Origin of the sequence: Corynebacterium oculi, assembly GCF_001412105.1 — a bacterium.
Classification (GTDB): domain Bacteria; phylum Actinomycetota; class Actinomycetes; order Mycobacteriales; family Mycobacteriaceae; genus Corynebacterium; species Corynebacterium oculi.
Map to the genome: position 1 here is coordinate 317,845 of NZ_LKST01000004.1, position 23,946 is coordinate 341,790.

Sequence of the window (23,946 nt, forward strand, 5' to 3'; positions counted from 1 at the left end):
GGCCCCGCAGCGTGGTATAGCGGGGCACAGTCCTCACCAGACCTTACCGTCCCAGCGAGCAAATCGCTACATCGGGGCGATCGGGTGCTTCTTGGGTAGATCCCCCTCCCGCTTATCCGCCAGCTGGCGCAGCGCACGGCGCAATTCCAGGCGGGTATCGCGCGGCTGGATCATGGCGTCCAGGAAGCCTCGCTCGGCGGCCACGTAGGGGGAGGTCATGTTCTGATCGTAGAAGTCCATAAAGAGCTTCTTCATCTGCTCGCGCTGCCCGGGAGGGGCGGCGGCGAGCTGTTTGCCCTGGATCATCACCACGGCCGCCGCCGCGCCCATCACGGCGATCTGCGCGGTGGGCCAGGCGAGGTTGATGTCACCGGAGAGGTTCTTGGAACCCATCACGGCGTAGGCCCCGCCGTAGGCCTTGCGCACGATGATCGCGACCTTCGGTACGGTGGCCTCCACCACGGCGAAGGCCAGCTTGGCCCCCCGGTGAATCAGGCCCTCCTTCTCCTGCGCCACGCCGGGCAGGTAGCCGGGGGTATCCACCACAAAGATCACGGGAATGTTGTAGGCATCGCAGGTGCGGATGAAGCGGGCGCCCTTATCGGCGGCTTCGGCGTCGATGCAGCCCGCGTAGTGCATGGGCTGGTTGGCCACGAAGCCCACGGTGCGGCCGTCGATGCGCCCGAAGGCGCAGATGAGGTTGGGGGCGAAGTTCTCCTGAATCTCGATGAGATCATCGTCATCGCCCAGCTGGGAGAGCAGATCCATCATGTCATACCCGGCATTGGTGTCATCGGGCATGAAGGTGTCCAGGGAGCGGGTGTCCGCCACCTCCTCGTCGGTGGGGGCCGCCACCACGGGGGCGGGGTCAAAGCAGCTAGAGGGCAGGTGTTCGAGGAGGTCGCGCACCAGGTCAAAGGCCTCGTCCTCGCTGTTCACCACGGCGGAGATATTGCCGTTGGCCTCCTGCTGGCGCGCACCGCCTAGTTCGGCGGAGCTGATGTCCTCGCCCGTGACCTCCCGGATCACCGCCGGGCCGGTCACGTACATCTCGGTCTCCCCGTCCACGGCGATCACGAAGTCCGTGGTCACGGGCGCGTACACGGCACCGCCCGCGGACTTGCCCAGCATGATGGAGATCTGGGGGCTGCGCCCGGAGAGCGGCATCTGGCGGCGGGCGATCTCCGAGTACATGGCCAGGGAGGTCACCGCGTCCTGGATGCGCGCGCCGCCGGAGTCCTGGATGCCGATCACCGGGCAGCCGATCTTGATGGCCATGTCCATCACCTCCACGACCTTTCGGCCAAAGGTCACGCCCACGGAGCCGCCGTACACGGTCTTATCGTGCGCATAGACCACCACGGGGCGGCCGTCGATGCGCCCGTAGCCGGTGACCACGCCGTCGGAGTAAATGGCGTCCGGGTCGCCGGGGGTCTTGCCCAGCGCACCGATCTCCACGAAGGAGCCCTCGTCCAACAGGGCCGCGATGCGCTGCCGGGGCGTGGTGCGCCCGGCCTCGTCGCGCTTGGCGCGGGCGCGCTCGCTGCCGGGGTCCTGCGCCTTATCCAGGCGTTCTTGCAGGTCTGCGAGTTTTTCCGCAGTGGTGGCCACTAGCTCTTCTTTCCTTCCAGATTCTCGATGCAGCGGGTGATGTGCGCCCCCACCGTGGCGATCTCCGGCTCATCCACCACGGCGAGGTGATCGCCGCGCAGCTGCACGATCTCCAGGTCCTTCACGATGGCCCCCCAGCCGCCGTCCGGGGCGATGTGCGCGTAGGCCGGTTCCAGCTCGATGGCGCCCTCGTGCATGCGCTCCGCGCGGAAGAGCAGCACCGGCACCTGCACGTCCGCCCAGCGCCGCATGTCCAGGCTGTCCAGGATGCGGTTGTCCACGAAGCTGGCGCGCTGGTGCTCCAGCACCCCGGCGGCCAGGCCGTGCTCGGAGGCGTCGGTGGTGCTCAAAAACTCCGTGAGCATTCCCAGCATGGCCTCCTCGCCCGCGGTTTCCAGGAGTTCGTAGGGCACCGGGAAGTCCAGGCCGTAGGTCTTTTTGGCAAAGGCGGAGTACCGCTCCCAGCGGGCCTTGGTCTCCTCCGGGGTGTCCGGGATCGCCTCGGCGGGCTGCACGGTGTCCAGCAGGGCGATGGTGGCCACCTCCACGCCGCCCTGGGCGCGGAGCTGGTGCGCCACCTCGTAGGCCAGGGCGCCGCCGAAACTCCACCCGCCCAGGATCACCGGGCGGCCATCGGCGAGTTCCTTGATCTCCTCCAGGTATGCCGCCGCGCGCTCCTCCAGGGGGCCCTCGCGGCGCTCCACCCCGTACACCGGCACACTCTCCGGCAGCCTGCGCATGAGCGGCTGGTACACCACGGAGGAGCCCCCGGCGGGGTGGAAGAGGAACACCGAGGGGGCTGTGGAGCCCTCCGCCCGCTCACGCAGCACGCGGATATTGCCCTCCACCTCGGTTTCCAGCCCCTCGCGCACCAGGTCGGCCAGGGGTTCGAGGGTGCGCGCCCGCGCCACCTGCTCCGCGGTGATCTCCACCCCGGAGCGCTCGCTGAGGCGCTGGGCGATCGCCTCGGCCACCTCGGCGGAAAACTCGGGAAGCTCGCTGGTCACACCCGCTGCCGCCGCACCGCTGTGGCCCGCCCAGGTGGCAAACACCAGCCGCTCGGAGGCATCGCGCGGGGCCACGCCCACGCCTTGGGAGGGGCTTTGCGACGCCCCCTCGGCCGCCGCAGGCTTCTCCGTTACGGTGGTGCCCGCTTTGCCCGCCACGGCCTGCTCCACCAGGGATATCACGTCGGCCAAGGAGCCGTCGCGCAGGGCCTGCACCTGAAGGGGCGGGATCTGGAAGTCGTTTTCGATGCGATTCTTGATCCTCATGCCCATCAGGGAATCCAGGCCCAGATCGATCAGCGGTAGTTCCAGGGGCAGGTCCTCGGCGTCGTAGCCCATCGACTCGGACACGATCGCGCGCAGCCGCTCCTCCACTGTTTCCCCGGATTCGGGGTCCCAGTGGCGGGCCTCCACCTCGATCTCCCCCTGCGCACCGGGCATTCCGGTGGCCTTGGGAGCGGCGGGCGGGGCGGCGGCCTCAGTGAGTCCGGCGCTCGCGGCCTCGGGGGCCGCGCCCGCCGCGAAGCCCTCCGCGAGGGCCTGGGCCCCGGATTGCGCGGCATACACCGCCACCGAGAGCCCGCCGAGGTGCCGCATGACCACCGTGGTCACCTCGCCATGAGCGGGCAGGGCGGCGTGCTCTCGCTTGGCCACCAGCGTGGCCTGCGGGTCGATCTCCGCCACGGCGGCCTCGATCAACGCCAACCCGGAGGGCACCCGGGTGGCCTCGGTACCAAAGGCCACGCGGCCGTCAGGAAACGTCACCCTGGCCCCGGGCAGGCCGCTGGTCCCGCCGGAGGGGCGCGCGGGCGTCCAGTATTCCTGCTTCTTCCATGGGGTGCCGGGGGCGTCGGCAAGCGTGTCCCCCAGGCCTCGCACCCGGCGGAAGTCCACGGGCGCGCCGGAGACGTAGAGGGTGGCGAGCAGATCGCGCAGGGAAGCGGCGGCGGGCACCTTGCGTTTGAGGGCAAAGAGCAGCTGCGCGTCCGGCTTACCGGCGGCGAAGGCGGTGCTCATCATGCCCATGAGCGCCACCGGGTTCGGGGCGATCTCCACCAGGGCGGTATGCCCGGCGGCAAAGGCGGCCTCGGTGGAGTCCTGGAACCACACGGCGTGACGGGTGCAGCGCAGGAAGTAATCCGCATCATGCACCGTCTCCCCCGGCTGGTACACTCGACCGCGATCCACGGAGCTAAACAGCGTGGTGTGCAGGGGGCGCGGGCGCAGCCCCTCGATCTCCGCGGCGAGTTCGCCCAGGATCGGGTCGAGCGCGCTGGTGTGCCCCGCGCCCTTGACGGCCAGGAGGCGGGCAAACTTGCCCTCGGCTTCGAGCCGCTCCACCAGCGCGCTCACGTCCGGGCGCGGCCCGCCCACTGTGGTCATGCCCGGCGCGGTGTACACGGCGGGCTCGATGCTGGCAAAGCGCGCGTCCTCGGCCGACATCTGCGCCAGGGCCTCGGTGGAGAGTTCCACCACGGCCATCGCGCCCAGCTCGTCCTCGGACAGGGAGTTCTCCCCCTCGCCCATCAGCCGGGAGCGGTGGCAGGCGATCCGCAGGGCCTCCTCGGCGCTTAGGCCCCCGGAGGCGTAGGCGGCCGCGATCTCGCCCATGGACATGCCCATCACGCCGGCGGGGCGCACGCCCAGGCTGGCCAGCAGATCGGTCAGCGCGATCTGGATCGCGGTGATGGTTACCTGCGCGGTTTCCGTGTTGTAGGTTTGCTCGTCGTCCAGGATCAGGCCGAGCATGGACCAGCCGGACTCGTACTGCACCAGGGAGTCCAGCTCCTCCAGCCGCTCCTGGAACGCCGAGGAGATGGCCACCAGGTCCTTGGCCATCTTGCGGTGCTGGGAGCCAAAACCGGAGTACACAAACACCGGCCCCGTGGCGGTGGGGGCGTCCGCCACCGCGATCCCGGCGGACTTCTTCCCCTCGGCCACCCGGCGCAGGCGCGTGACCGCCTCGTCCACGGTGCTGGCCTGCACCACGGCGCGGGAACGCCCGTGGTTGCGCCCGGCCAGGGTGCGCTCCAGGGCCGTGAGATCCTCTAGGCCCGCCTCCTCCAGGTAGTCCGCCAGCGCCGCGGCCTGCGCCCGACGCCGCGAGGGCAGGTGCCCCGAGACCGGCAGCAGCGCCGTGGCGTCCTCGGGATCGTCCAGAAGCGCCTCCACCCGGTTCTCCGGGGCCGGATAGTCGGCGGGATCGAAGTCGCTGACCACCACGTGCGCGTTGGTGCCGCCAAAACCGAAGCCGGATACGCCCGCGATCTTGCGCCCGGAGTACTCCGGCCACTCGCGGGGATCCTCCACCACCTCTAGGCGCTCGGCGTCGAAGTCGATGTAGGGGTTGGGGCCCGCGTAGTGGATCGAGGGCGGCAGCACCTCGTTGCGCATGCCCAGGATCACCTTGGCCAGCCCGGCGGAACCGGCCGCGGACTCGGAGTGGCCAAAGTTGCTCTTCACGGAGCCCAGCAGCGTGGGCTGCGCGCTATCGCGGCCGGCGCCCAGCACCGCGCCCAGGGCCGTGGCCTCGATGGGGTCGCCCAGCACCGTGCCCGTGCCGTGGGCCTCCACGTAGTCCACCTCGCGGGGGTCAATCCCGGCGTCCGCGTAGGCCCGGCGCAGCACGTCCACCTGGGCTTCCGGGTTGGGGGCCGTGAGGCCGTTGGAGTGGCCGTCGGAGTTGATGGCGGAGCCTCGCAGCACCGCCAGGATGGTGTCGCCGTGCGCCACCGCGTCCGCCACCCGCTTGAGCACGAACACCCCGGCGCCGTCGGAGCGCACGAAGCCGTCGGCGTCCTCGGAAAAGGCGTGAATCCGTCCGCTGGGGCTAATCACGCCGAGCTCCCCGAAGGAGGTGGAGATAAACGGCGAGGCCATGATGTTCACGCCGCCGGCCAGCGCCACGGAGGCGTCCCCGGCGCGCAGGGCGCGGATCGCCTGGTGCACCGCCACCAGGGAGGAGGAGCACGCGGTGTCCACGGCCACCGAGGGTCCCCGGAAGTCAAAGGCATAGGAAACGCGGTTGGGGATCACCGCGCTGGAGGTCCCAGTGAGCGCGTAGGGGTGCGCGGATTGCGGATCGGAGGCGATCAGCATGCCGTAATCGTTATTGGAGGAGCCGTAGAACACGCCCACGGGGGTGCCTCGCAACTCGTTGGCGGGCAGGTGGGCGTGCTCCAGGGCCTCCCAGGAGAGTTCCAGCATGAGACGCTGCTGCGGGTCCATGTTGGCCGCCTCCAGCGGGGAGAGCCCAAAGAACTCTGCGTCGAAGGAGGAGATGTCCTCCAGGTATCCCCCGGCGAGGTTCTGCTCGGCCATCTTGGCCCGCGCCACCGGGTCTCCCTGGTATTCCGCCCAGCGGCCCTCGGGCGGCTGGGCGGTGGTGGCCGCGCGGCCCTCCACCAGCAGGCTCCACATCTCATCGAGGTTGCGCGCCCCGGGGAAGCGCGCGGCCATGCCGATCACGGCGATGTCGTGATCCTCGGGGGCCGTGCTTGCGACGCTCGTAGTGCTCATGGCGTTCGCGGTGCCCGGAGGCACGGGGGCCTGAGCAGATCGCGCGCTGAGCAGGTGCGTGGCTAGTTCCCCGATGGTGGGGTGCTCGTAGACCACGGTGGCGTCGAGCTTGCGGCCCAGGAGATTTTCCAGCTCCCCGGAAAGCAGAACCGCGTCGCGGGAGGAAAGGCCCAGGTTTTCCAGGGGGCGATCGTCGGTGACCTCCTCGGCCGGAACGTCCGTCACCCCGGCCACCCATTCGCGCAGCCACTGGCGCAATTGCTCGGCGGTCATCGTGGTGGGTGCACTGGGGCTGTCTGCCATGCGAAGAATCTCCCTACAAAGATGATTCGGTGAAAATAATGGTTACTATCGCCGTCCATGTAGGGTACCCTCCGGCACCCCACAATGCGACTGCCGTAGACAAAGGTTCCTGCCGGTCAGCCCAGGTAGTTCTGCCGCGCCACCCGGCGCGCGATCTTGGCGCTCGACGTCCTAGCGATGCGGCCCGCGGCCAGGATCTGCACGTCCTTGGGCGTCACGCCGTGGGCCGCGCTGACCTCCGTGCGGATCGCCTGGATCGCCTCCGCGTCCGCGTCCTCGGCGACCCCCTCGGCGCGCTCCGCGAGGATCACCAGCTGCTCCGCGTCCTCGCCCGGGACGGAGAAGGCCGCGATCGCGGTGGGCTCCACCTGCTCCGTGGCGCGGCTCACGGTGAACTCGATGTCCTGGGGGTAGTGGTTGCGCCCGGCGATCACGATGAGATCCTTGAGCCGCCCGGTGATGTAGACCTCGCCGTCGATGATCGCGCCCAGATCGCCGGTGGCCAGCCACCCCTCGTCCGGGGCCCCGGCGGCGCGGGAGCCCTCCTCCAAGCGCCCGGCCAGGGTGTTGGCAAAGGTCTCGGCCGTTTCTTCCGGGCGGTTGAGATAGCCGGAGGCGATATTTGCGCCATGGTTCCACAGCTCACCGATGGTGCCGTCCGGCATCTCCTGGCGGGTCTCCGGGTTCACCACCGCCAGGCGTTGGGGCGCTACCACCTGGCCGTTAGAAAGCAGGGCCACGGCGGAGGGGTGATCCTGCTCTACCTGCTCCGCCTTGCCCCGGGAGAGGGCCTCGCGGTCAAAGTGAGCGATCACGGGGCGCCGCGTGCTTTGCGGGGTGGTCACCAACAGGGCGGCCTCCGCCAGGCCGTAGGAGGGGCGCAGGCTGGATCGCTGTAGGCCATAGGGGGAGAATGCCTCGTAGAACGCGGTAAGGGAGCGCTCCGTGATCGGCTCCGCGCCCAGGACCACCCCGTCCACGCCGGAGAGGTCGGTGGTCTCGCCGGGGTTGCCGTAGCGCACCGCGAGGTCCAGCGCGAAGTTCGGGACGGCGGTGTACACCGCGAGGGCGTCATCCTCCCCCCGCTTGCTGAGCTGTTCGATCCACCGGGAGGGCTGCTGGATGAAGTCGCGCGGCCCCATCAGTTCCGTCTCAAATCCCAGGATCAGGGCGAAGGTGGCGAGGATGATGCCCATGTCATGATGCAGCGGGATCCACAGCACCAGCCGCATGGGGGTGCGCAGGTGCCCGGCGGCAAAGACCTGAAGAATGTTGGTAAGCACCGAGCGGTGGGTGAGCATGACGCCCGCAGGAGTGCGCGTGGAACCCGAGGTGTACTGCAAGAAGGCCGGGAGGTCGAGGGGGGCCACCCCGCGCTGCGCGAGGTATTCCGCCGCCTCCGGCTTTTCCAGGGGGTTGGCCCAGGAGGCTGCCACAGCGTCCGGGAGGGCGTCGATGGCGATGATGCGCGGGCGCTCGGTGCCGGGGAGGTCGGAGAAGTAGGAGCGCACGGCGGGGGCGGAGGCCTTGTTGGTGAGCACCAGGCGGGGGTCGGAGTCGTGGAACACGGCGCGCAGGTGGGCATCGTGGCCCGGCTCTCGGGGATCGTAGAGCGGAACGGGGGTCATGCCCGCGTACAGGGCCCCGAGGAAGCCAAAGAGGTACTCCGGGGTGTTGCCCATGAGCAGGGCCACCCGCTGACCGGGCTGACCCACCTGCTGAAGGCGCGCGGCCACCGCCTTGATCCGGGTGTTGATCTGGGCTCGCGTGTACTCCACGACGCCGCCTTTGCCCTGGTAATCCCAGTAGCGCAGGGCGGGGCGATCTCCGCCGCCGGCCGCCGCTTCCTTCTGGTAGAGCAGTTCGGACAGGCCGGGGAGGGTGAGGCGGGGGTCAATGGTGATCTCCCCCTTCTCGTTGAAAAAGGCGGCCAGGGCGGACTTCAGATCCATGTTTCTCCTAACGTCGTCGCGTGGCGGGGCGCGGCAGGGTGCCGGGGCGGATATTAGTACCGTTAAGCAATCTACCCCACCGGATATTTTTGCGGAAAATACAACCGTATCCCGGCCGAGGTTACTCCGGTGCGGGCGCGCCGTCGATCAGGCCGCCGATCCACTCCACCAGCCACTGATTCGTGGTGGTGCCGGGGAAAACGTTGGGGTTCGTGCCGTACTGCGCGTGTACTCCCCCGGCCGCAATCATGTCCCGCGCCCGCCCCAGGGCATTGCCCACGTCCCGGGGGGCGTCGCAAATGTGATCGTCCGGGGCACACACCTGGTACACGCGCTCGTTCAGCACCCCGAAGCCGCCGCGCGCCCCGCGCATGGTGGCGCCGGGCACGATCGGCTGCACCAGGGCGTTGAGCGGTTGCAGCGCCACCTCGGCGCCCACCCCGGAGACGGGGTTGCCCACGGGCACTCCCTGCTCCGGCACGCGGCGGCCGTCGGCCACCAGGGCGATGCCGCGCACGCGCTCCGGCGGCACCGCCGGCTGCGGGCCGCCCAGTTCCTCCGCCAGGTCGCCCAGGAGCACCGCGCCCTGGGAGAATCCGGTGAGCACGAAGTCCGTGCCGGGGCATTGCCGGTGTGTTTCCGCCATCTCCGCGCGCACGCGGTCGGTGCCCTGGGTGCGGGAATCGTCATAGGTCATCTCGGCGGGCGCGTTGATGTTGCGGAACTGCGCGGCGTAGGGCAACGTCCATACCTTCACGCGCTCCTGCGGGTAGCGCTCCTGTATGGGGGTGGTCACCGTGAGCAGGAAGGAAAGGGGGTTCACGTGCGGGTGAATGGGATCATCCTCCGCGCCGGATTCCCATGTTCCCGGCGCGGCGATCACCTCGACCTCGGGGCACCAGTCCGGTTGCTCGGGCAGGGCCTGCGAGGGCGTCTCCTGCCCGCCGGGAAGGGGGTCTTCGGGGGCGTCCGGGCGCTGCCACCACTGCGCCACGCCCACGCCGATGGCCACCACCACGGCGAGCACCGCGAGAATCGTGAGAACCTTTCGCATTCTCCTCATCGTAGCGTTTCTAGCAGTACGCCTTCCGCGCGGAGGACTCGATCAACTCGGCAGCCTTCTGCGCGTCCAGCTCGGTAAAGCCCTGTTCCACCAGCTGCCCGCCGATCGCCTGCGCCGTGGCGTCTCCCTCGGTACCCTCCGCCGCGGCGGTACACACGGACTGCGCCGCCGCGATCAGCTGATCGGAGACCTTCTGGGTATCCACCCCGCCATCGGCCACCAGGTCAAGGTAGTCCTGTTCCTCCGGGGTGGTCGCCCCCTGCGGCTCCGGCAGGGATTCGATCTCCCGCGCCCCGGAATCCTTCTCGGCTGCGGTGCGGGCGGGCTCGGCGGCGCTTTTCGACGACGCTTCCGCGCTCGCCGTTGCGCTCGTCGAGGGCTGTTCCGAAGCCTCCGACGAGGCGGATTGGCTGCGGGTGAGCGGGGCTACAGTACCCTCGGTGCCTTCCGCGCCGTCTCCACCCTCCACGGTGGCGCCTCCGCAGGCCGCCATGCTCGCCGCCGCGATGAGGGCCACGCCGCCCAGCGCTATCCGACGCATTAGGAGCGCTCCTTATTGATCTGGCCGTTGACCTGGCTGATCTTGCCGTGCTGGAACTGCACGTACTCCCCACCTGCGGGGATCTCGGCCTGGTCCGCGGTGGGCCAGCCAAAGGGCCCCTGCTCCCACTGGTCCTCGCCCCAGGCGTCAAAGATCGCGCCGTAGCGGATCGCGTGCGCCCCGGAGGACTCGGAGTGATAGATGTTGCCCTGTTCAAACTGCTGAAGCGCACCGCCCGGAATGCGGATCACGTTGGAGGTGGGCATGCCCAGCCAGGAGGTGGCCGCGCCCAGCTCGGCGTACTTCTGGCCGATGGCCCCGCTCAGGCGGAAGGCCTTGGCGTCCTCGCCCTCGCCGGTGCTCACGATCACGCCGTTTTGGAACTGCTGCACCCGGGAATCCCCGGAGACTACGGTGTCCGATACGGGATAGCCCAGCTCGCCGGTCTCGTAATTCGCCCCGCCCCAGGCGTCCATCGTGGCGGAGTTGACGGGGAAGGCTCCCGTCTCCTGCGACCAGTAGATCGCACCGTGCTCAAAGAGCACGTACTTCCCCTTGCCGTCCGGGGAACTCAGCTCGGTGGAACGCGGGAACCCCAGCCAGGAGGCCGGGCCGCCCAGCTCCGCGTAGCGGGCGTTGATGCGGCCAAAGAGCACGTGCGCCCCCGTGGCCTCGGACCAGTAGGCCGTGCCGTTCTGGAAGTCCTGCGCCTTTCCTGCGCCACCGGCCACGTCGTATTCGTTGTTCACGCAGGAACCGATGCCGCCGTCCTGGGTGGCCTCCGCGATCGCGCCGATGGGCGCGCACTCCGCCCCGCGATCCCCGTCGTGCACGCCCAGGGAATCCGCGATCAGCGGCCAGGCCTGGGTCATCTCAAACTGCCAGTAGTACCAGGAGTGGATGCCCGCGTCGCGGAAGCGCGCGGTCACGTCCACCCCGGCCTTCTTGGCGTGGTTCACAAAGGTCTGGGTGGTCATGCGCGACACCGCCTCCAGGCCCATGCCCGTCATGCGGGCGGCGGGCTCCGGCACCGTCACCTTGCCGTTTTCCTCCCGGCCGGAGCCTGCGGAAACATACACCGGAGTACCCTTGAGCGCGTCCAGGCCGCGCTTGGGGTCGTGGTTCTTCCACTCCTCCGAGCCGTAGGGGCCCCACATCTTCGTGGCACTGTATCCGCCGGCGTCCGACATCGCCGCGTTGATCGCCGCGGGCATGCCCGGGGTGGTGGTATCCAGGTACCCGGAGAAGGAACCCACAAAGCTAAACAGGCCGGGGTTGTGCGCCGCCAGGTTCACCGCGGCGGTGGCGCCCATAGAGATGCCGGTGATGGCGCGATCCCCGTTGGAACGGAAGCCCTTGTCCAGCACCGGGACAAGTTCATTGATGAGGAAGCTCTCCCACTTGTAGTGGCGGCCGTTATCCTCCTCCAACCAGTCGGAGTAGAACGAGGACTCGCCGCCCACGGGAAGAATCACGTTGACGTTCTTATCGGAGTAGAACTGCTCCAGATTGGTGGCGCTGGTCCAGCCGTTCTCATCATCGCGGGCGCGCATGCCATCGAGCGCCCACACCTCGGGGAAGGTGCGGTCAGGCTGCGAGTGCCAGTCGCGCGCCAGCAGGATCTGCACCTGCACCGGGCTCTGCGGCATGGAGGGGGAATTGATGTACACCGCCACGCGGCGGCTGCTCAGCCACTCCACGCGATCCACGCTCACGCCCTCGGGCAGCCCCTGGATCTGGGGCACGTCGGTGCGAGTGGGGGCGGGCTGCTGGGAATCGCCCGGCTTGATGTAATCCGAGAGGCTGATGGGGAGGCTCGGAAGGGCATTCGCCTGGGTGATCCCGCCGAGGGCGAGCGCCACGACGGTGGGGATCGCCGTGGCGGCAATCCTGAAGGAGCGCCGCTGCGGCGCACGGAATGCGGTGTCGCGCATGTGTTCCTTGTCCTTTACTTCTCGTACTTCTCAATCGGTTCCGCGAAGCAGCGGAAGTTCCCCTCTTCCGTTGCTACCCTTGTACATTACTTCTGTCTGCACTCGGTACACAGTCTAGTCAAGTTTAAGTTTAACTTGAGAGTTTTTCGCGGGGACACGCGGAAGTGCCATACTCCCCCGACCGGAAAACATAAAAAGGCCGCACGATCCCCTCTTCGTGCGGCCCCATGCGCACCCAGCCAGGAAGGCCAGGCTCGATCCCCCCTAAGCGCCCAGCGCCTGCAAAATACGCTCGCGGTTCTGCCCCATCACGTCATTCCACATCGGCCAGTTGTGCAGGCCCAGCGGCGGGTAGACCTCCGTGTCCACCACACCCTCCGCGCGCGCCTTGCCGCTCCACATCTGCGTGGATAGGCGCGAGACCTGTTCCAGGCCTCCGCCCACCACCAGGCTCCACGGGTCCTTCAGGTCATCCTCGCGCGGCAGGCCGCTGCCGGCCACCACCAGCACGTCCGAGTTGCGCAGCCCGCCCATGTTCATGAAGGGATCATTCTCCACGCGCTTGGGGCTCATCAGGGAGCCATACAGGTTATTGATGTTGAAGCCACCCACGCCCAGCAACATGAGTCCCATCACCGAGTACGCGCCCGGCACCGTCAAGGTGAGGTAGCCGGACAGGGAGATCACCTGCTTGAACTGCGCCGGGTGCTTGGCCGCCAGGTTCATCGCCCCGGTGGCACCCATGGACACGCCCGCCACGGAGTTATTATTGCGTGACACCCCAAAGTTCGATTCCAGGTACGAGGGAAGCTCCTTGGTAAGGAAGGTCTCGTAGCGGTAATCCGGGTTGACCATGGGGGCGGCCGGAATCGGCAACACGCTCGCCGGGGCCTCCCAGTCCGCGTAGAAGGAACCCCGACCGCCGGTGGGCATGACCAGGGTGACGTCATCGTTCTCAAAGGTGCGGTACACGTTAGAATCCCGCACCCAGCTATTCGGGTCCTCCACGGTCAGGCCGCCGAGCAGGTACAGGCCGCCGTTGCCGCCCCGCGAGGCGGGGCGGATCTGCACGGGAATGTGCTGGTTCATGGAGGGCGACCACACATCGCAGCGCTGAATCCAGTACAGGGCGGGATCCCACTCGCAGGTGCCGGTGGAATCGGGGCGCAACCAGTCTCGATTATCGGCATGCGCCCGGGGCTGGGGGCCGGCCACCATCATTCCTACGGCGGCGATCACGGCCACCAGCACGGCGGCCACCACTTTCTCCATCCGGGGCCTGATCCCGGCGTGTGCACTGCGCATTGTTACTTCCTCACGTTTGGTTTTATTCGCAGTTCCTTCGCGGCCACCCGGCCGCAGCGCGCCCGGCGCTCAGCCCCGGCGTACTCTCTGCGGTTCATATTAACAGCAATCACATAGGTCACATGAATAACATTTTGACCTTATCCGGTGAAGACACAACGCCGGGCGCGCGCCACGCCCGGCGTTGCCGCTTTTTTCCCTGCTGCTTTGCCCTTCGGAGGCCCTATGCCGCGCCCATGACCTCCAGCACGCGCGGGCGCACATGGTTATTGAGCTGATCCACCCACAGGTTCCAGTTGTGCAGACCCAGGGCGGGGTAGTTCTCCGTCACGCCGATCCCCGTCGCCTTCGCCTTGGCCGACCACATCTGTGTGGAGGCGCGGGAAAGGATCTCCAGGGGAGAACCTGCGGCGATGTCCTGGGGCGGGAGCTGCTGATCCACCGGGGCCGGGAGGCCCGAGGCGGCCGCCACGTACACGTCCGTCCCGCGCAGTCCCTCCATGTTCAGCAGGGGATCGTTGGCAAAGCGGCGAGGGCTCACCACGGAGCCGTACATGTCATTGACGTTGAGACCCACCTGCATCATCGCCACCCGCATGAGGGTCTGCGCACCCGGCAGGGTATTGGTGAGGTAGCCGGACAGGGAGAACACCTGGCGGAACTGGTTGGGGTGATTGGCCGCCAGGGTCATGGCCCCGGTGGCTCCCATCGAGATGCCCAGGACGGAGTTATTGGTGGGAGAAACCCCAAAGTGTTGTTGCAGGTACGGCGGGAGTTCCTGAGAGAGGAAGGTATCCCACTGATAGTTCACCGGATCGGTGGCATCGAACTTGGCCGGAGCGTTCCAGTCCGCATAGAAGGAACCGGGGCCGCCCACCGGCATGACCAGGGTGACGTTATCGTGCTCAAACACCGCCGGGGCATTGGGCACGTCCATCCAGCCGTTGGTCTCCTCCGTGGCCCGTAGGCCATCCAGGAAGTACAGGCCGGCATCGCCGCCTCGCCCGGCGGGCTGAATCTGCACGGCGATGTTGCGCCCCATCGAGGGCGACCACACATCGCAGCGCTGCACCCAGTAGCCGTGGGGGTCCCATTCGCAGGTGCCGGTGGCGTCGGGGCGGAGTTCATCGCGGTTGGCGGCATGGGCCTGCCCCGCCCCCACGGTCATCACGCCCAGCGCGGTAAGCATCGTGGCCATCAGCGCCACCACGGCGCGCGGCGCAAAGCGCAAGCCAGACTTCATAGACATACCTCTCTCGATCAAACTTCCCAAGCCGGTCATTCTTTTATTCTCATCGCCCACGATCACAAAACCGTTACACACCGGGAAACAACCCAGGCCACAGGCGATTATGCGGTTATTATCGCGCTCTACCCCGGTGCTCTACCCCGGCACTATCCCACTGCGGGCATCACGTACACCGCGAGCACGATGCACAAGATCCACAGCCCGGCCAGCGCCTGCAACACGCGATCGGAGAGCGCCAACTCATCCGGGGCGCCGCCATCGCCGCGATCCACGTCGGCGGCGTAGCGCAGGATCGCGATGGCAAAGGGCACCATGGAGATCTGATACCACACCCCGGAGGAAGCCGCCACGGTATTGGACATCTCAAAGCCCCACAGCGCGTAGCTCATCACCACGGCGGTGGCCGCCAGCGTCCACACAAAGCGCAGGTAGGTGGGGGTATAGCCGCGCAGGGACTTGCGGATCTTCGCCCCCGTGCGCTCCGCGAGCAGCAGCTCGGAATAGCGTTTGCCCGCCGCCATGAACAGGGAGCCAAAGGCCGCCACCAGCAGGAACCACTGGGAAAGATCAATACCCGCGGCCACGCCGCCGGCCATCGCGCGGAGCATAAAACCGGAGGACACCAGGGCAATATCAATCACCGGTTGGTGCTTCCACCCAAAGCAGTAGCCCAGTTGCAGGGCGATGTACACCGCCGCCACGATCGCCAGGCCGTACCCGGAGGAGGCCAGCAGAGACAGCCCCAGGGAGCCCAGGATCAGCACCACCGCCATGGCGTAGGCCATGCCCACCGGAAGCACCCCGGCCGCGATCGGGCGGAAGCGCTTGGTGGGGTGCTGGCGGTCGGCTTCCACGTCGCGGGCGTCATTAATCAGGTAGATGGAGGAGGCCGCGAGGCAAAAGACCACGAAGGCCAGGGCGACGTCGATAAGCGTGCGCTGGTTGAGCAGCGCGTCCGCACCGGCGGCGGCGGGGGCCGCCACCACCAGCACGTTCTTCACCCACTGCTTGGGCCGCAGCGCCTTTATCATGCCGTCGAGCAGGTTCTTTGGCGGCTTGCGCTTCTTCGTATCGTCGATGCCCTCGGTGTGCGGTTCCGAGCTGAAAATGCCCGTCGTCTGCTCCGTCACGCGCTACGCCTTTCCTTCCGCCCTCATCACGGCCTTGCCTATCACGGCGCCGAGCACGGTGCCCGCCACCACGTCCGTGGGGTAATGAACCCCCAGCACCATACGCGAGGCCATCATCACCGGCACAATGAGCAGGGGGACGCGCCGGCCCGTCACCTCCGCCACCGCCACCGCCGTGGCCGCCGTGGACGTGGCGTGCGAGGAGGGAAAGCTCAGCTTGGAGGGGGTGGAAACGCCCACCCGAATGCGCGGATCGTGCGGCCGCTTGCGGCGCACCACCCGCTTGATGGCTATCGACGCCGCGTGGCTCACCAGCGCGGACACCCCCACCCGCACCCACTCTCGACGCCTCGGCGCGTCCAGGCCCGCGCCCACGGCGGCGATGCCCATCCAGCCCAGGGCATGCTCGCCGAAGGCGCTTAAGGCCCGCGCCGTGGGTACCACGCCGGGAAGATCGGCGGCACCCTTTTGCACCGCCACCAATACGTCGGGCTCGCTAAGCATCGAAGATCTCCCCCCACTCCTTGCGGCTGGTCAGCCGGGGCATGGCCGCGCGGTATTCCCCGCGCAGCCCCTCAAAGCGCGCGGCAAGTTCCTTGTGCAGGCGCAGCGTTTCCTGCAACAACTCCTTGGCCTGATCCCGATCCCGCTTGCGGAAGGTCACGCCCTTGCCGTCGGCGGTGGTCACCGTCGCGCTATCCAGGCGGGACAGGGAGAACCACCGCGCCTCGTGCTTGCTCAGGTGCGCCTGCGGCACCTCGTGGTGCTGCGCCTGCGCCGGGCGCGCGGAATGCACCAGGCTCTTGGCCAGCCACCGCAGCTTCTTCACCGGGGCGAGCCTGCCGCCGATGTCATGAATGGGCACCCCACCCGGCAGCCCCGAGGGGCTGGGTAACGACGCCGCCGAGGGCACCACCTGGGCGTCCGGGTACTGCTTGCGCAGGGCGTTGATCCGGGGCAGGGAACTCTCCAGGATCTCAAAGAGGTGATCCGGCCCGGCCAAGAAGTCCTTGAGGGCCTCAATCTGAATGGCCATCGTGGAGTATTCCAGGCACATGGCGTGCTTGAAGGTGGACTTGCGCAGGGACTTGATAATGCCCTTCACATCGCCCCGGTGATACATGGCCGCCACGATCAGGCGATTGCGCAGATGGAAATACGCCTGCCAATCAATCGCATCATCCTTATCCGCCCAGGACATGTGCCAGATGGCCACGCCCGGCCAGGTGGCCGTGGGGAAACCGGCATCCTTAGCGCGCAGGGAATACTCCGTATCGTCCCACTTGATAAACAACGGCAGCGGCAGCCCCATCCGCTCGGCCACCACCGTGGGGAACATGCACATCCACCAGCCGTTATAGTCCACGTCAATACGGCGGTGAATATCGCGGGAGGTGACGGTGCTTAGGGGATCGCCGTGCTTGCCCATGTCATTCATGGGGTGCTGGGCGAAGTCGTGGTCATAGTGCACGTACGGGGCGGACGACCACATGAAGTCCGCGTGGTTCACCACCTCGCCCATCGTGCGCAGCTCGGAGCGCTGCAAGAGGTTGAGCATCTGCCCGCCCACAAAGATCGGCTGGCGTGCGTACCGGGCCACCTGCACCGCGCGCAGGATCGCGTCCGGCTCAATGGCGATGTCATCGTCCATGTACAGGATATAGGGGGTAGCCGGGGTGTTCTCCCCCAGCGCCTCATACATAATGCGGGAGTATCCGCCCGAGCCGCCCAGGTTGCCCTGGCGGAACTCAAAGAACCGCTCGCCAAAGTGCTCCGTCACGGCCTTATACCCGGGCTCGTCCGCCGGGTGCTGGGTGCCCTGATCCGGCACGAGCACCGCGTTGATAACGGCATCCACCTCCGGGTCCGAGGCCAGGGCCTCCAGGGCCGCCACCGCGTCCTTGGGACGGTTAAAGGTAGGAATACCCACCGTCACGGACTTCTCAAACGGCCCCACCTGGGTTCCATCCGGCATGGTCTGGGGCCCCGGGGCCTGGGACGCAAACCAACCACCGCCGGTGAGCGTCACCTCCGATTCCGCCGTGACGTCGAACCAATACCAGCCGCCATCTTCAAAGGGAGCCAGGGAAAGCTCGAACTCCGCGGCGTCGCCGGTGACCTCGGCGGAATCCACCGCGATGCGCCCACCATCAAAGCGGGAGCGGTACACGTCAATGCGCGCGGAACCCTGCACCTCCACGCGCAGCACCACGGAATCGAGCTGTGACCATCGCCGCCAGTAACTCGCGGGGAAAGCGTTGAAGTACGTTTCAAAGCTCACCTCCGCGCCAGCGGGAATGCTCACGCTGAGACGATCCGGGCAGGTGATCCGCTCCTGAGTCTGGTGCGTTTCCATGTAATACAGGCTGCGCACGTCCGCAGGCTCGCCCCGCTTGGGCATGAGCAGGCGCTGGAGTTGCTCCACCGCCTTGGATGTAGGGTTCTCCGCTGGAATCTTGGAGGTCTCACTCACGATGCTGATGTTCGCCTTCCCTTGAGGACGTTATTCTCGCCGCTATTATCGCCCCTCCAGACTAATTGGTTACCGGGCCCCGGTGCCGCAGACACGTCCATCTCCCCGGCCAGGCCGAGCCAGAAGCGCGGCCCTTGACGCGACTCCGGCCCCGGCCCTGCTGCGAGAACAGGGCCAGGGCCGGGATGATTTTGGGTTCTTTGAAGCCGCTCTAGGCAGCGAGGGAAGCGGTCACTCCGCCGTGCAGCCGGTGCTCCAGCTCCTCCACCGCCTCGCGCTCGATCAGCACGGTGCGGAAGAGAGCCGGGCTGGACTCCCAGCGGCGGGCCACGCCATCGAGGACGGCGTCAATCAGGCCGATGGAGAGCTCGGCGCCGAATTGGGCGTGAAGATCCATCCGCACGCTCCAGAGGCGATCAATCTTGGTCATGATGCTCACGATCCTTCCTTCAGGTTCATGTCGGAGACTTCGTTTGTTAACCGATTGTTAACCTTAGCGTCACCAAGCGAACAACGCAAGGCACTTCAAATAATGGGAGGTTCAAACGGTTTTTTTTCCTCCCGCCATCCCGGAGGGTCGGCGGGCGTCAAGTTTGAAAAACATGCAGTTCAAGACCAATATATCCATGAAACCCAGCCCTGAAAGAGGTTTTCATCACAGTTGGGACGGGCCCCTCAACCCCTCCACCCCTTCAGATTGCGCCACCACCTCGACATGGCCAGCCCATCCAGACAGAGAAAGGTAAACAGAAAGTTAACGGAAAATATGCCAGCCCCCGCCCCGTACCCCACCCGGCACACGCAAGCCCATGCGAGACGCCCTCGCCAATCATTGATTGCAGATACAAGTGCAAAGCATCACTCTGGTGGTAGCAACCAGAGTGATGCTTTATCTAAGGAAGCTCCGGATGAGCATCACCGTCAATGACCGCACTCTTCTCCTGCCCCCAAGGAGCAGCGCTCTGCCGCCAAGTACATCACTGCATTGGGCGGAGACGCCTCCGATCTTCAAACCCCCGAGGGCAAAAGCCTCCCCCCCGGAAATCAATAACGCGATTGTTCAGGTACTCCACGCCATCAAGGAAGGTCTCCCCATCTCCATCTCCACCCTCCCCAAAGAGGTGACCACCACCACCGCCGCATCCATGCTCGGCATCACCCGCCCCACGTTAATGCTCGGCATCACCCGCCCCACGTTAATGAAGCACGTCCGCAACGGCAGGATTCCCGCCCACATGGTGGGTAGTCACCACAGGCTCCTCTCCAGCGATGTCTTGACTTTCCGGGAAGAACTCAAGGAAGAAAAGCGCCAGGCTGTATTCAGCCTCATGGATCTGGAAAACGAGTTAGGGGAACAGGAACAACGAGACTGAAGAATCTGCTTACCCAAAAGACATTGCCAGAATGACCTGGCGACTGCCCTGCGTACTTGTTCCGTACTCCCCGACGCGAACATCTGGGTTTCTGCCACCCTCCACAGCTGGCTCCGCCCTCATCGCCGCCGAGACCACAGGTTCATGGTCCTTTTACTGAACAGAGGACATCATAGCGGAGGCGGCCAAGAGGAGAGGGAGGCGGTTTCTCCCACGATACAAACGTGGCCTACCCCGATACGTTGATGCCCACGTCCATTCCACTGCCGTACATGCCGATATCGGAATGATCGTCACGGAAAGCATCAAGGATTTTGCGGGGCTCTACGAGAATCCAGACGATCACCCCTACGATCTGCTCAGGGCCGACGAGTGGCTCATGCTCGCCGCAAAATCCGCCCAAAAGCCCCCTCAGATGTGCAAAGGTATGCTCATGGATCAACGTGACACTATTATCAATGCTCTGGGGACAGCGCGCCTCCGCCCGTACCTGGCAGAAACAGGTGGGAACAAGAAACATGCGCTGAGGCTCTATCGCTGGAGCATTGAGCTATCTTCAGCAGTCCACGAGTCTTGAGCCTCACCGAAGTCATACTCCGCAATGCAATTGACGGCACACTCCAGCAATGGAATAACGCCCAAATTGGCCAAGAACAAAGCTGGCTATTAGAAGCTCCCGCAGCGCCGCTCCGCTCACTCACTTCAAGAAAGAGAGAGGAAGCACTACGCAGCGCGCGGAAAGCCGCAGAGATACGCAACGCCGACCACCCCCGCTATGGCGAGCACATTACCCATGATGACGTTCTTGCCCACACCATGTTTGGCATGTGGAGGGATCTCTTGCCAAACCACGTCCCCAGAAGCCAATCCCATGAGGGGAAACAATAGAAACCGGGCAAGGCTGTGGGACGAAGCGATCCATCAAGCCTTCCCCCATGCACAGGATCCTGACGGAGCGCTTACATTTTGGAGAGTCCTCCACCTACACGCATTAAGGAATCGCGTGTCGCATATGGATAGCTTGCTCAACACCAACATCCTTGATCACATGAACAAAGCTTTTGATCTTGCAGGAAGCATTAATCCGCAGCTGCGGGAATGGCTTAGTGGCACAAGCACGGTAAGAAGCCTCCTACGCAAACGCCCAGAACCAGGAAAAGCCCGCTAGTGCATTCGTCTAGCGGACCTTCCCAATCTCATGGCAAGGGACCTTGTCCTTACCTTCTCTGCCCGAGACAATAGGACTCCCCACCACGATTCGTCAAATTGAATCCGGAGAGCCCTGCTCAGACTCCACCCCCTCAGTGCCCCCTCGGCTGCTCCAGCGGCTTCCCGTTTTCAAAGAACGGCGCAAGGTGGTTATCAAAGAGGGAGAGCGCCGCACCGATGGCCATGTGCATGTCCAGGTATTGATAGGTGCCCAGCCTCCCGCCGAAGAGCACCTTGTTCTCGCGGGATTCGGCGGCAGCGCGGCGTCGGTAGGCCTCCAGGGTGGCGCGATCCTCCGGGGTGTTGATGGGGTAGTAGGGTTCGTCTCCCTCCCCCGCGAAGCGCGAGTACTCCTTCATGATGACCGTCTTGTCCTTGGGGTAGCGGTCGGCGCGCTCGGGGTGGAAGTGGCGGAACTCGTGGATGCGGGTCCAGGGGACGTCGGCGTCGTTGTAGTTCATCACCGGGGTGCCTTGGTAATCGCCTACCGGTTCCACGGAGGCCTCAAAGTCCAGGGTGCGCCAGCCGAGTTTGCCCTCGGCGTAGTCGAAGTAACGATCCAGCGGCCCGGTGTACACCACGGGGGCCTCCGGGGAGGCGGCGCGTAGTTCCTCGCGTACCTCGAACCAGTCGGTGTTCAGGGAGACGTCGATGAGCTCGTGCTCGGCCATGCGCTCTAGCCAGGCGGTGTAGCCGTCCACGGGCAACCCCTCGTAGGTATCCGTGAAGTAGCGATTATCAAAGGTGTAGCGCACCGGTAGGCGGGTGATGTTCCCGGCAGGAAGTTCCTTGGGGTCGGTCTGCCATTGCTTTGCGGTGTAATCGCGGATGAAGGCCTCGTAGAAGGGGCGGCCGATCAGCGAGATCGCCTTTTCCTCCAGGTTGGTGGCCTGGGCGGGGTCGAGCCCGTCGGTTTGCTCCGCGATCAGCGCGCGCGCCTCCTCCGGGGAGTAGTAGCGGCCAAAGAACTGGTTAATCAGGCCCAGGCCCATGGGGAATTGGTAGGCGGTGCCATCATGCATGGCAAACACGCGGTGCTGATAGCCGGTGAAGTCCGTGAACTGGTTGACGTATTCCCACACGCGCTTATTAGAGGTATGGAAGAGGTGCGCGCCGTACTTATGGATCTCAATGCCCGTCTCCGGCTCCGCCTCGGAATAAGCATTGCCGCCGATGTGCTCGCGGCGTTCCACAATGAGCACCCGCTTGCCCAGCTGGCTCGCGGCGCGCTCGGCCACGGTGAGGCCGAACAAGCCGGAACCCACCACGATCAGGTCATAGGTCTGTGAGGTCATAGCTGCCAGGCTAATCGACGCCGCCCCTGCCGGGCAGAGGGCGCGCGGGTTGCGGGTGGGGCGACCCATGGAAAGTTCACAGAAATCACTCTGGATATAAACAGCCCCTGTTAAAACACTGGCATCTCTAACCCCAGTTGTCTACGATAATCACCAACTATCCCTCATGGCACACCCCATGCACCGCAAATACGCTGAGGAGAACGCCACCGTGCAGCAACGCCGACACCTGATCGCGCCCCGACGCACCTCCACCCTCGCGGTGATCCTGAGCACCTCGCTCGTGGTCACCGCCGCGCTCGACATCGGCACCGGCATCATTCCCACGGATGTCACCGGCACCGCCCCCGTGGCCGCCACCCAATCCACCGCATCCTTCGCGGAGGGCACCAACGTGGTGGTCAATGACCCCGCCATCGCCACCCAGGGCGAGGGAGAAGCCGCCCGCACCGTCAAGGAGTTCAGCCGCGAGGAACCATTCTCCATGTTCGCGCTCACCTGGAACGGCCAACGCGACATCGCCGCCTTCGTCCGTGCCCAGGCCGCCGACGGCTCCTGGGGCCCCTGGTACGACGCCGAACCCCTCGACGAAACTTCCCCCACCGGCACCACCGGCACCGAACTGATCTACGTGGAACCCACCACCCGCGTGCAGGTATCCGTGGCGGGCGTGGACATGGTGGGAGCACCGGCGGAGGAAACTCCGGCGCCCGCGCCCGTTGAGGCCGCCCCGGCCGAGGTTGCCCCTGTGGAAACCCCGGCCACCGGGACGTCGGAAAGCACCGCCCCGGAACCCACCGGCGCGCCGCTGCCCACCAACTACGGCGATATCAAGCCCGTGGCCGAGGTGGCCGACGCCGCCGACCTCCAGGCCGTGTTCATCGACGGCAACGCCCAGGACGGCGGGATCGCGCTGGCGGCCGAATCCGAGAGCTACGGCATGCCCGAGGTGGTCTCCCGCGCGGGTTGGAGTGCCGACGAATCCATCCGCTGCCAAGACGCAACCGTGGACGACCAGGTCTCCGCCCTGACTATCCACCACACCGCCGGCTCCAACAACTACACCCAGGCCCAGGCCCCCGGCGTGGTACGCGGCATCTACCAGTACCACGCCCAAACCCTCGGCTGGTGCGACATCGGATACAACGCCCTGGTGGATAAGTACGGCACCATCTACGAGGGCCGCTACGGCGGACTCAACAAGGCCGTGCAGGGCGCCCACGCAGGCGGCTTCAACCAGAACACCTGGGGCATTTCCATGATAGGCAACTACGAGTCCGTCACCCCGCCCCAGGAAACCCTCGACGCCGTGGGCCGCCTGGCCGGGTGGCGCGCCGCCCTCGCCGGATTCGACCCCACGGGGGAGGACATCCACTACTCCGAGGGCACCTCCTTTACCAAGTACGCCTACGGCACCGAGGTCACCCTGCCCAACATCTTCGCGCACCGCGACGTGGGCCTGACCACCTGCCCCGGCGATGCCGGCTACGCCCAGATGGACACCATCCGGGCCATCGCCAAGGAAACCTACGATTCCCTGGTGGACGAGCTGAGCGGGACGGAGACGTCGGAGGCTGAGACTTCGGAAGTGGAGACGACGAGCGCGGTGCCCTCCGAGACTACGACCGCGACCTCTGCCCCCGTGTTCTCGGGGCAGGTAGGTGCGGGTACGGATGCAGTTGGCTCCCCTGAAACCGCCGCTCCTACCGCTGGAGTGGTTGCCTCGGAGCCCACTGCCGCTACCTCTGCTCCCTCCGCTCCCAGCGAGGAACCCGGTGTGGGTGCAGGTGTTGGAGCCGGGGCGACCCCGGCGGAATACCAGGGGGCTACTGCAACGCAGTAGATTCCCACCAGCCACACAGTGGTGGAGAAAAGTTCGAGTATCACTTACCCAGGTGTGCTCGCGGTGAGATCAATTCCGTCGGTTACCCCACTGCTATTTTCATCCCTTGGTTCCTTCTGTTCACCCCATGCGTCACACA

Annotated in this window: 16 protein-coding genes; 2 read left to right on the forward strand and 14 right to left on the reverse strand. The window is 66.1% G+C overall.

Going from position 1 to position 23,946, the window contains the following annotated elements; genetic code table 11:
* Positions 1-66: 66 nt before the first annotated feature.
* The 12 genes from Cocul_RS11140 to Cocul_RS11195 form a co-directional block, all read right to left on the reverse strand.
* Positions 67-1,611 carry an acyl-CoA carboxylase subunit beta gene (locus Cocul_RS11140; protein WP_055123356.1) on the reverse strand — a complete coding sequence of 515 codons (1,545 nt, stop codon included), beginning with the start codon at positions 1,609-1,611 and terminating at the stop codon, positions 67-69.
* Complete coding sequence (gene pks13, locus Cocul_RS11145; protein WP_055123357.1) at positions 1,611-6,440, reverse strand: polyketide synthase Pks13; 4,830 nt, start codon at positions 6,438-6,440, stop codon at positions 1,611-1,613. Before pks13 ends, Cocul_RS11140 begins: the two co-directional genes overlap by 1 nt.
* Positions 6,441-6,556: 116 nt before the next feature.
* The gene (locus tag Cocul_RS11150; RefSeq protein WP_055123358.1) at positions 6,557-8,392 is read right to left on the reverse strand and encodes a FadD32-like long-chain-fatty-acid--AMP ligase; all 1,836 of its coding nucleotides are present in this window, start codon (positions 8,390-8,392) and stop codon (positions 6,557-6,559) included.
* A 121-nt stretch (positions 8,393-8,513) separates the two neighbouring features.
* Complete coding sequence (locus Cocul_RS11155; RefSeq protein WP_055123359.1) at positions 8,514-9,446, reverse strand: cutinase family protein; 933 nt, start codon at positions 9,444-9,446, stop codon at positions 8,514-8,516.
* Between the two features lie 19 nt (positions 9,447-9,465).
* Positions 9,466-9,996, reverse strand: a complete 531-nt coding sequence (locus Cocul_RS11160; protein WP_055123360.1) for a DUF732 domain-containing protein — start codon at positions 9,994-9,996, stop codon at positions 9,466-9,468.
* Complete coding sequence (locus Cocul_RS11165; RefSeq protein WP_055123361.1) at positions 9,996-11,930, reverse strand: alpha/beta hydrolase-fold protein; 1,935 nt, start codon at positions 11,928-11,930, stop codon at positions 9,996-9,998. The genes Cocul_RS11160 and Cocul_RS11165 overlap by 1 nt, the downstream gene beginning before the upstream one ends.
* Positions 11,931-12,194: 264 nt before the next feature.
* Positions 12,195-13,235 (reverse strand): alpha/beta hydrolase, encoded by a 1,041-nt coding sequence (locus tag Cocul_RS11170; protein WP_055123362.1) that lies wholly within the window; start codon positions 13,233-13,235, stop codon positions 12,195-12,197.
* A 223-nt stretch (positions 13,236-13,458) separates the two neighbouring features.
* Positions 13,459-14,478, reverse strand: coding sequence for an alpha/beta hydrolase (locus Cocul_RS11175; RefSeq protein WP_055123363.1), 1,020 nt, complete (start codon positions 14,476-14,478; stop codon positions 13,459-13,461).
* Between the two features lie 152 nt (positions 14,479-14,630).
* The gene (locus tag Cocul_RS11180; RefSeq protein WP_055123364.1) at positions 14,631-15,614 is read right to left on the reverse strand and encodes a decaprenyl-phosphate phosphoribosyltransferase; all 984 of its coding nucleotides are present in this window, start codon (positions 15,612-15,614) and stop codon (positions 14,631-14,633) included.
* A gap of 3 nt (positions 15,615-15,617) precedes the next feature.
* The gene (locus tag Cocul_RS11185) at positions 15,618-16,118 is read right to left on the reverse strand and encodes a phosphatase PAP2 family protein (RefSeq protein WP_055123365.1); all 501 of its coding nucleotides are present in this window, start codon (positions 16,116-16,118) and stop codon (positions 15,618-15,620) included.
* Positions 16,111-18,087, reverse strand: coding sequence for a glycosyltransferase (locus tag Cocul_RS11190; RefSeq protein WP_425388790.1), 1,977 nt, complete (start codon positions 18,085-18,087; stop codon positions 16,111-16,113). The genes Cocul_RS11185 and Cocul_RS11190 overlap by 8 nt, the downstream gene beginning before the upstream one ends.
* A 211-nt stretch (positions 18,088-18,298) precedes the next feature.
* Entirely contained in the window at positions 18,299-18,526 is a 228-nt protein-coding gene (locus tag Cocul_RS11195) for a three-helix bundle dimerization domain-containing protein (RefSeq protein ID WP_425388791.1), read from the reverse strand.
* A 469-nt stretch (positions 18,527-18,995) separates the two neighbouring features.
* Here Cocul_RS11195 and Cocul_RS11200 point away from each other — a divergent pair, with 469 nt between their 5' ends.
* A complete protein-coding gene (locus Cocul_RS11200) occupies positions 18,996-19,460 on the forward strand; it encodes a helix-turn-helix domain-containing protein (RefSeq protein ID WP_055123366.1) in 465 nt (154 codons plus the stop codon).
* Positions 19,461-19,689: 229 nt separating this feature from the next.
* On the opposite strand, the gene Cocul_RS12525 is transcribed toward Cocul_RS11200, so the two are convergent.
* Together Cocul_RS12525 and glf are read right to left on the reverse strand one after the other, a co-directional pair.
* Entirely contained in the window at positions 19,690-19,980 is a 291-nt protein-coding gene (locus Cocul_RS12525; protein ID WP_055123367.1) for a hypothetical protein, read from the reverse strand.
* Positions 19,981-20,761: 781 nt separating this feature from the next.
* Positions 20,762-21,964 carry a UDP-galactopyranose mutase gene (gene glf, locus Cocul_RS11210; protein WP_055123368.1) on the reverse strand — a complete coding sequence of 401 codons (1,203 nt, stop codon included), beginning with the start codon at positions 21,962-21,964 and terminating at the stop codon, positions 20,762-20,764.
* 166 nt (positions 21,965-22,130) lie between these two features.
* Between glf and Cocul_RS11215 the strand changes: the two genes are divergently transcribed.
* On the forward strand, positions 22,131-23,807 hold the full coding sequence (locus Cocul_RS11215; protein ID WP_245622227.1) for a peptidoglycan recognition protein family protein: 1,677 nt from the start codon (positions 22,131-22,133) through the stop codon (positions 23,805-23,807).
* Positions 23,808-23,946 lie beyond the last annotated feature (139 nt).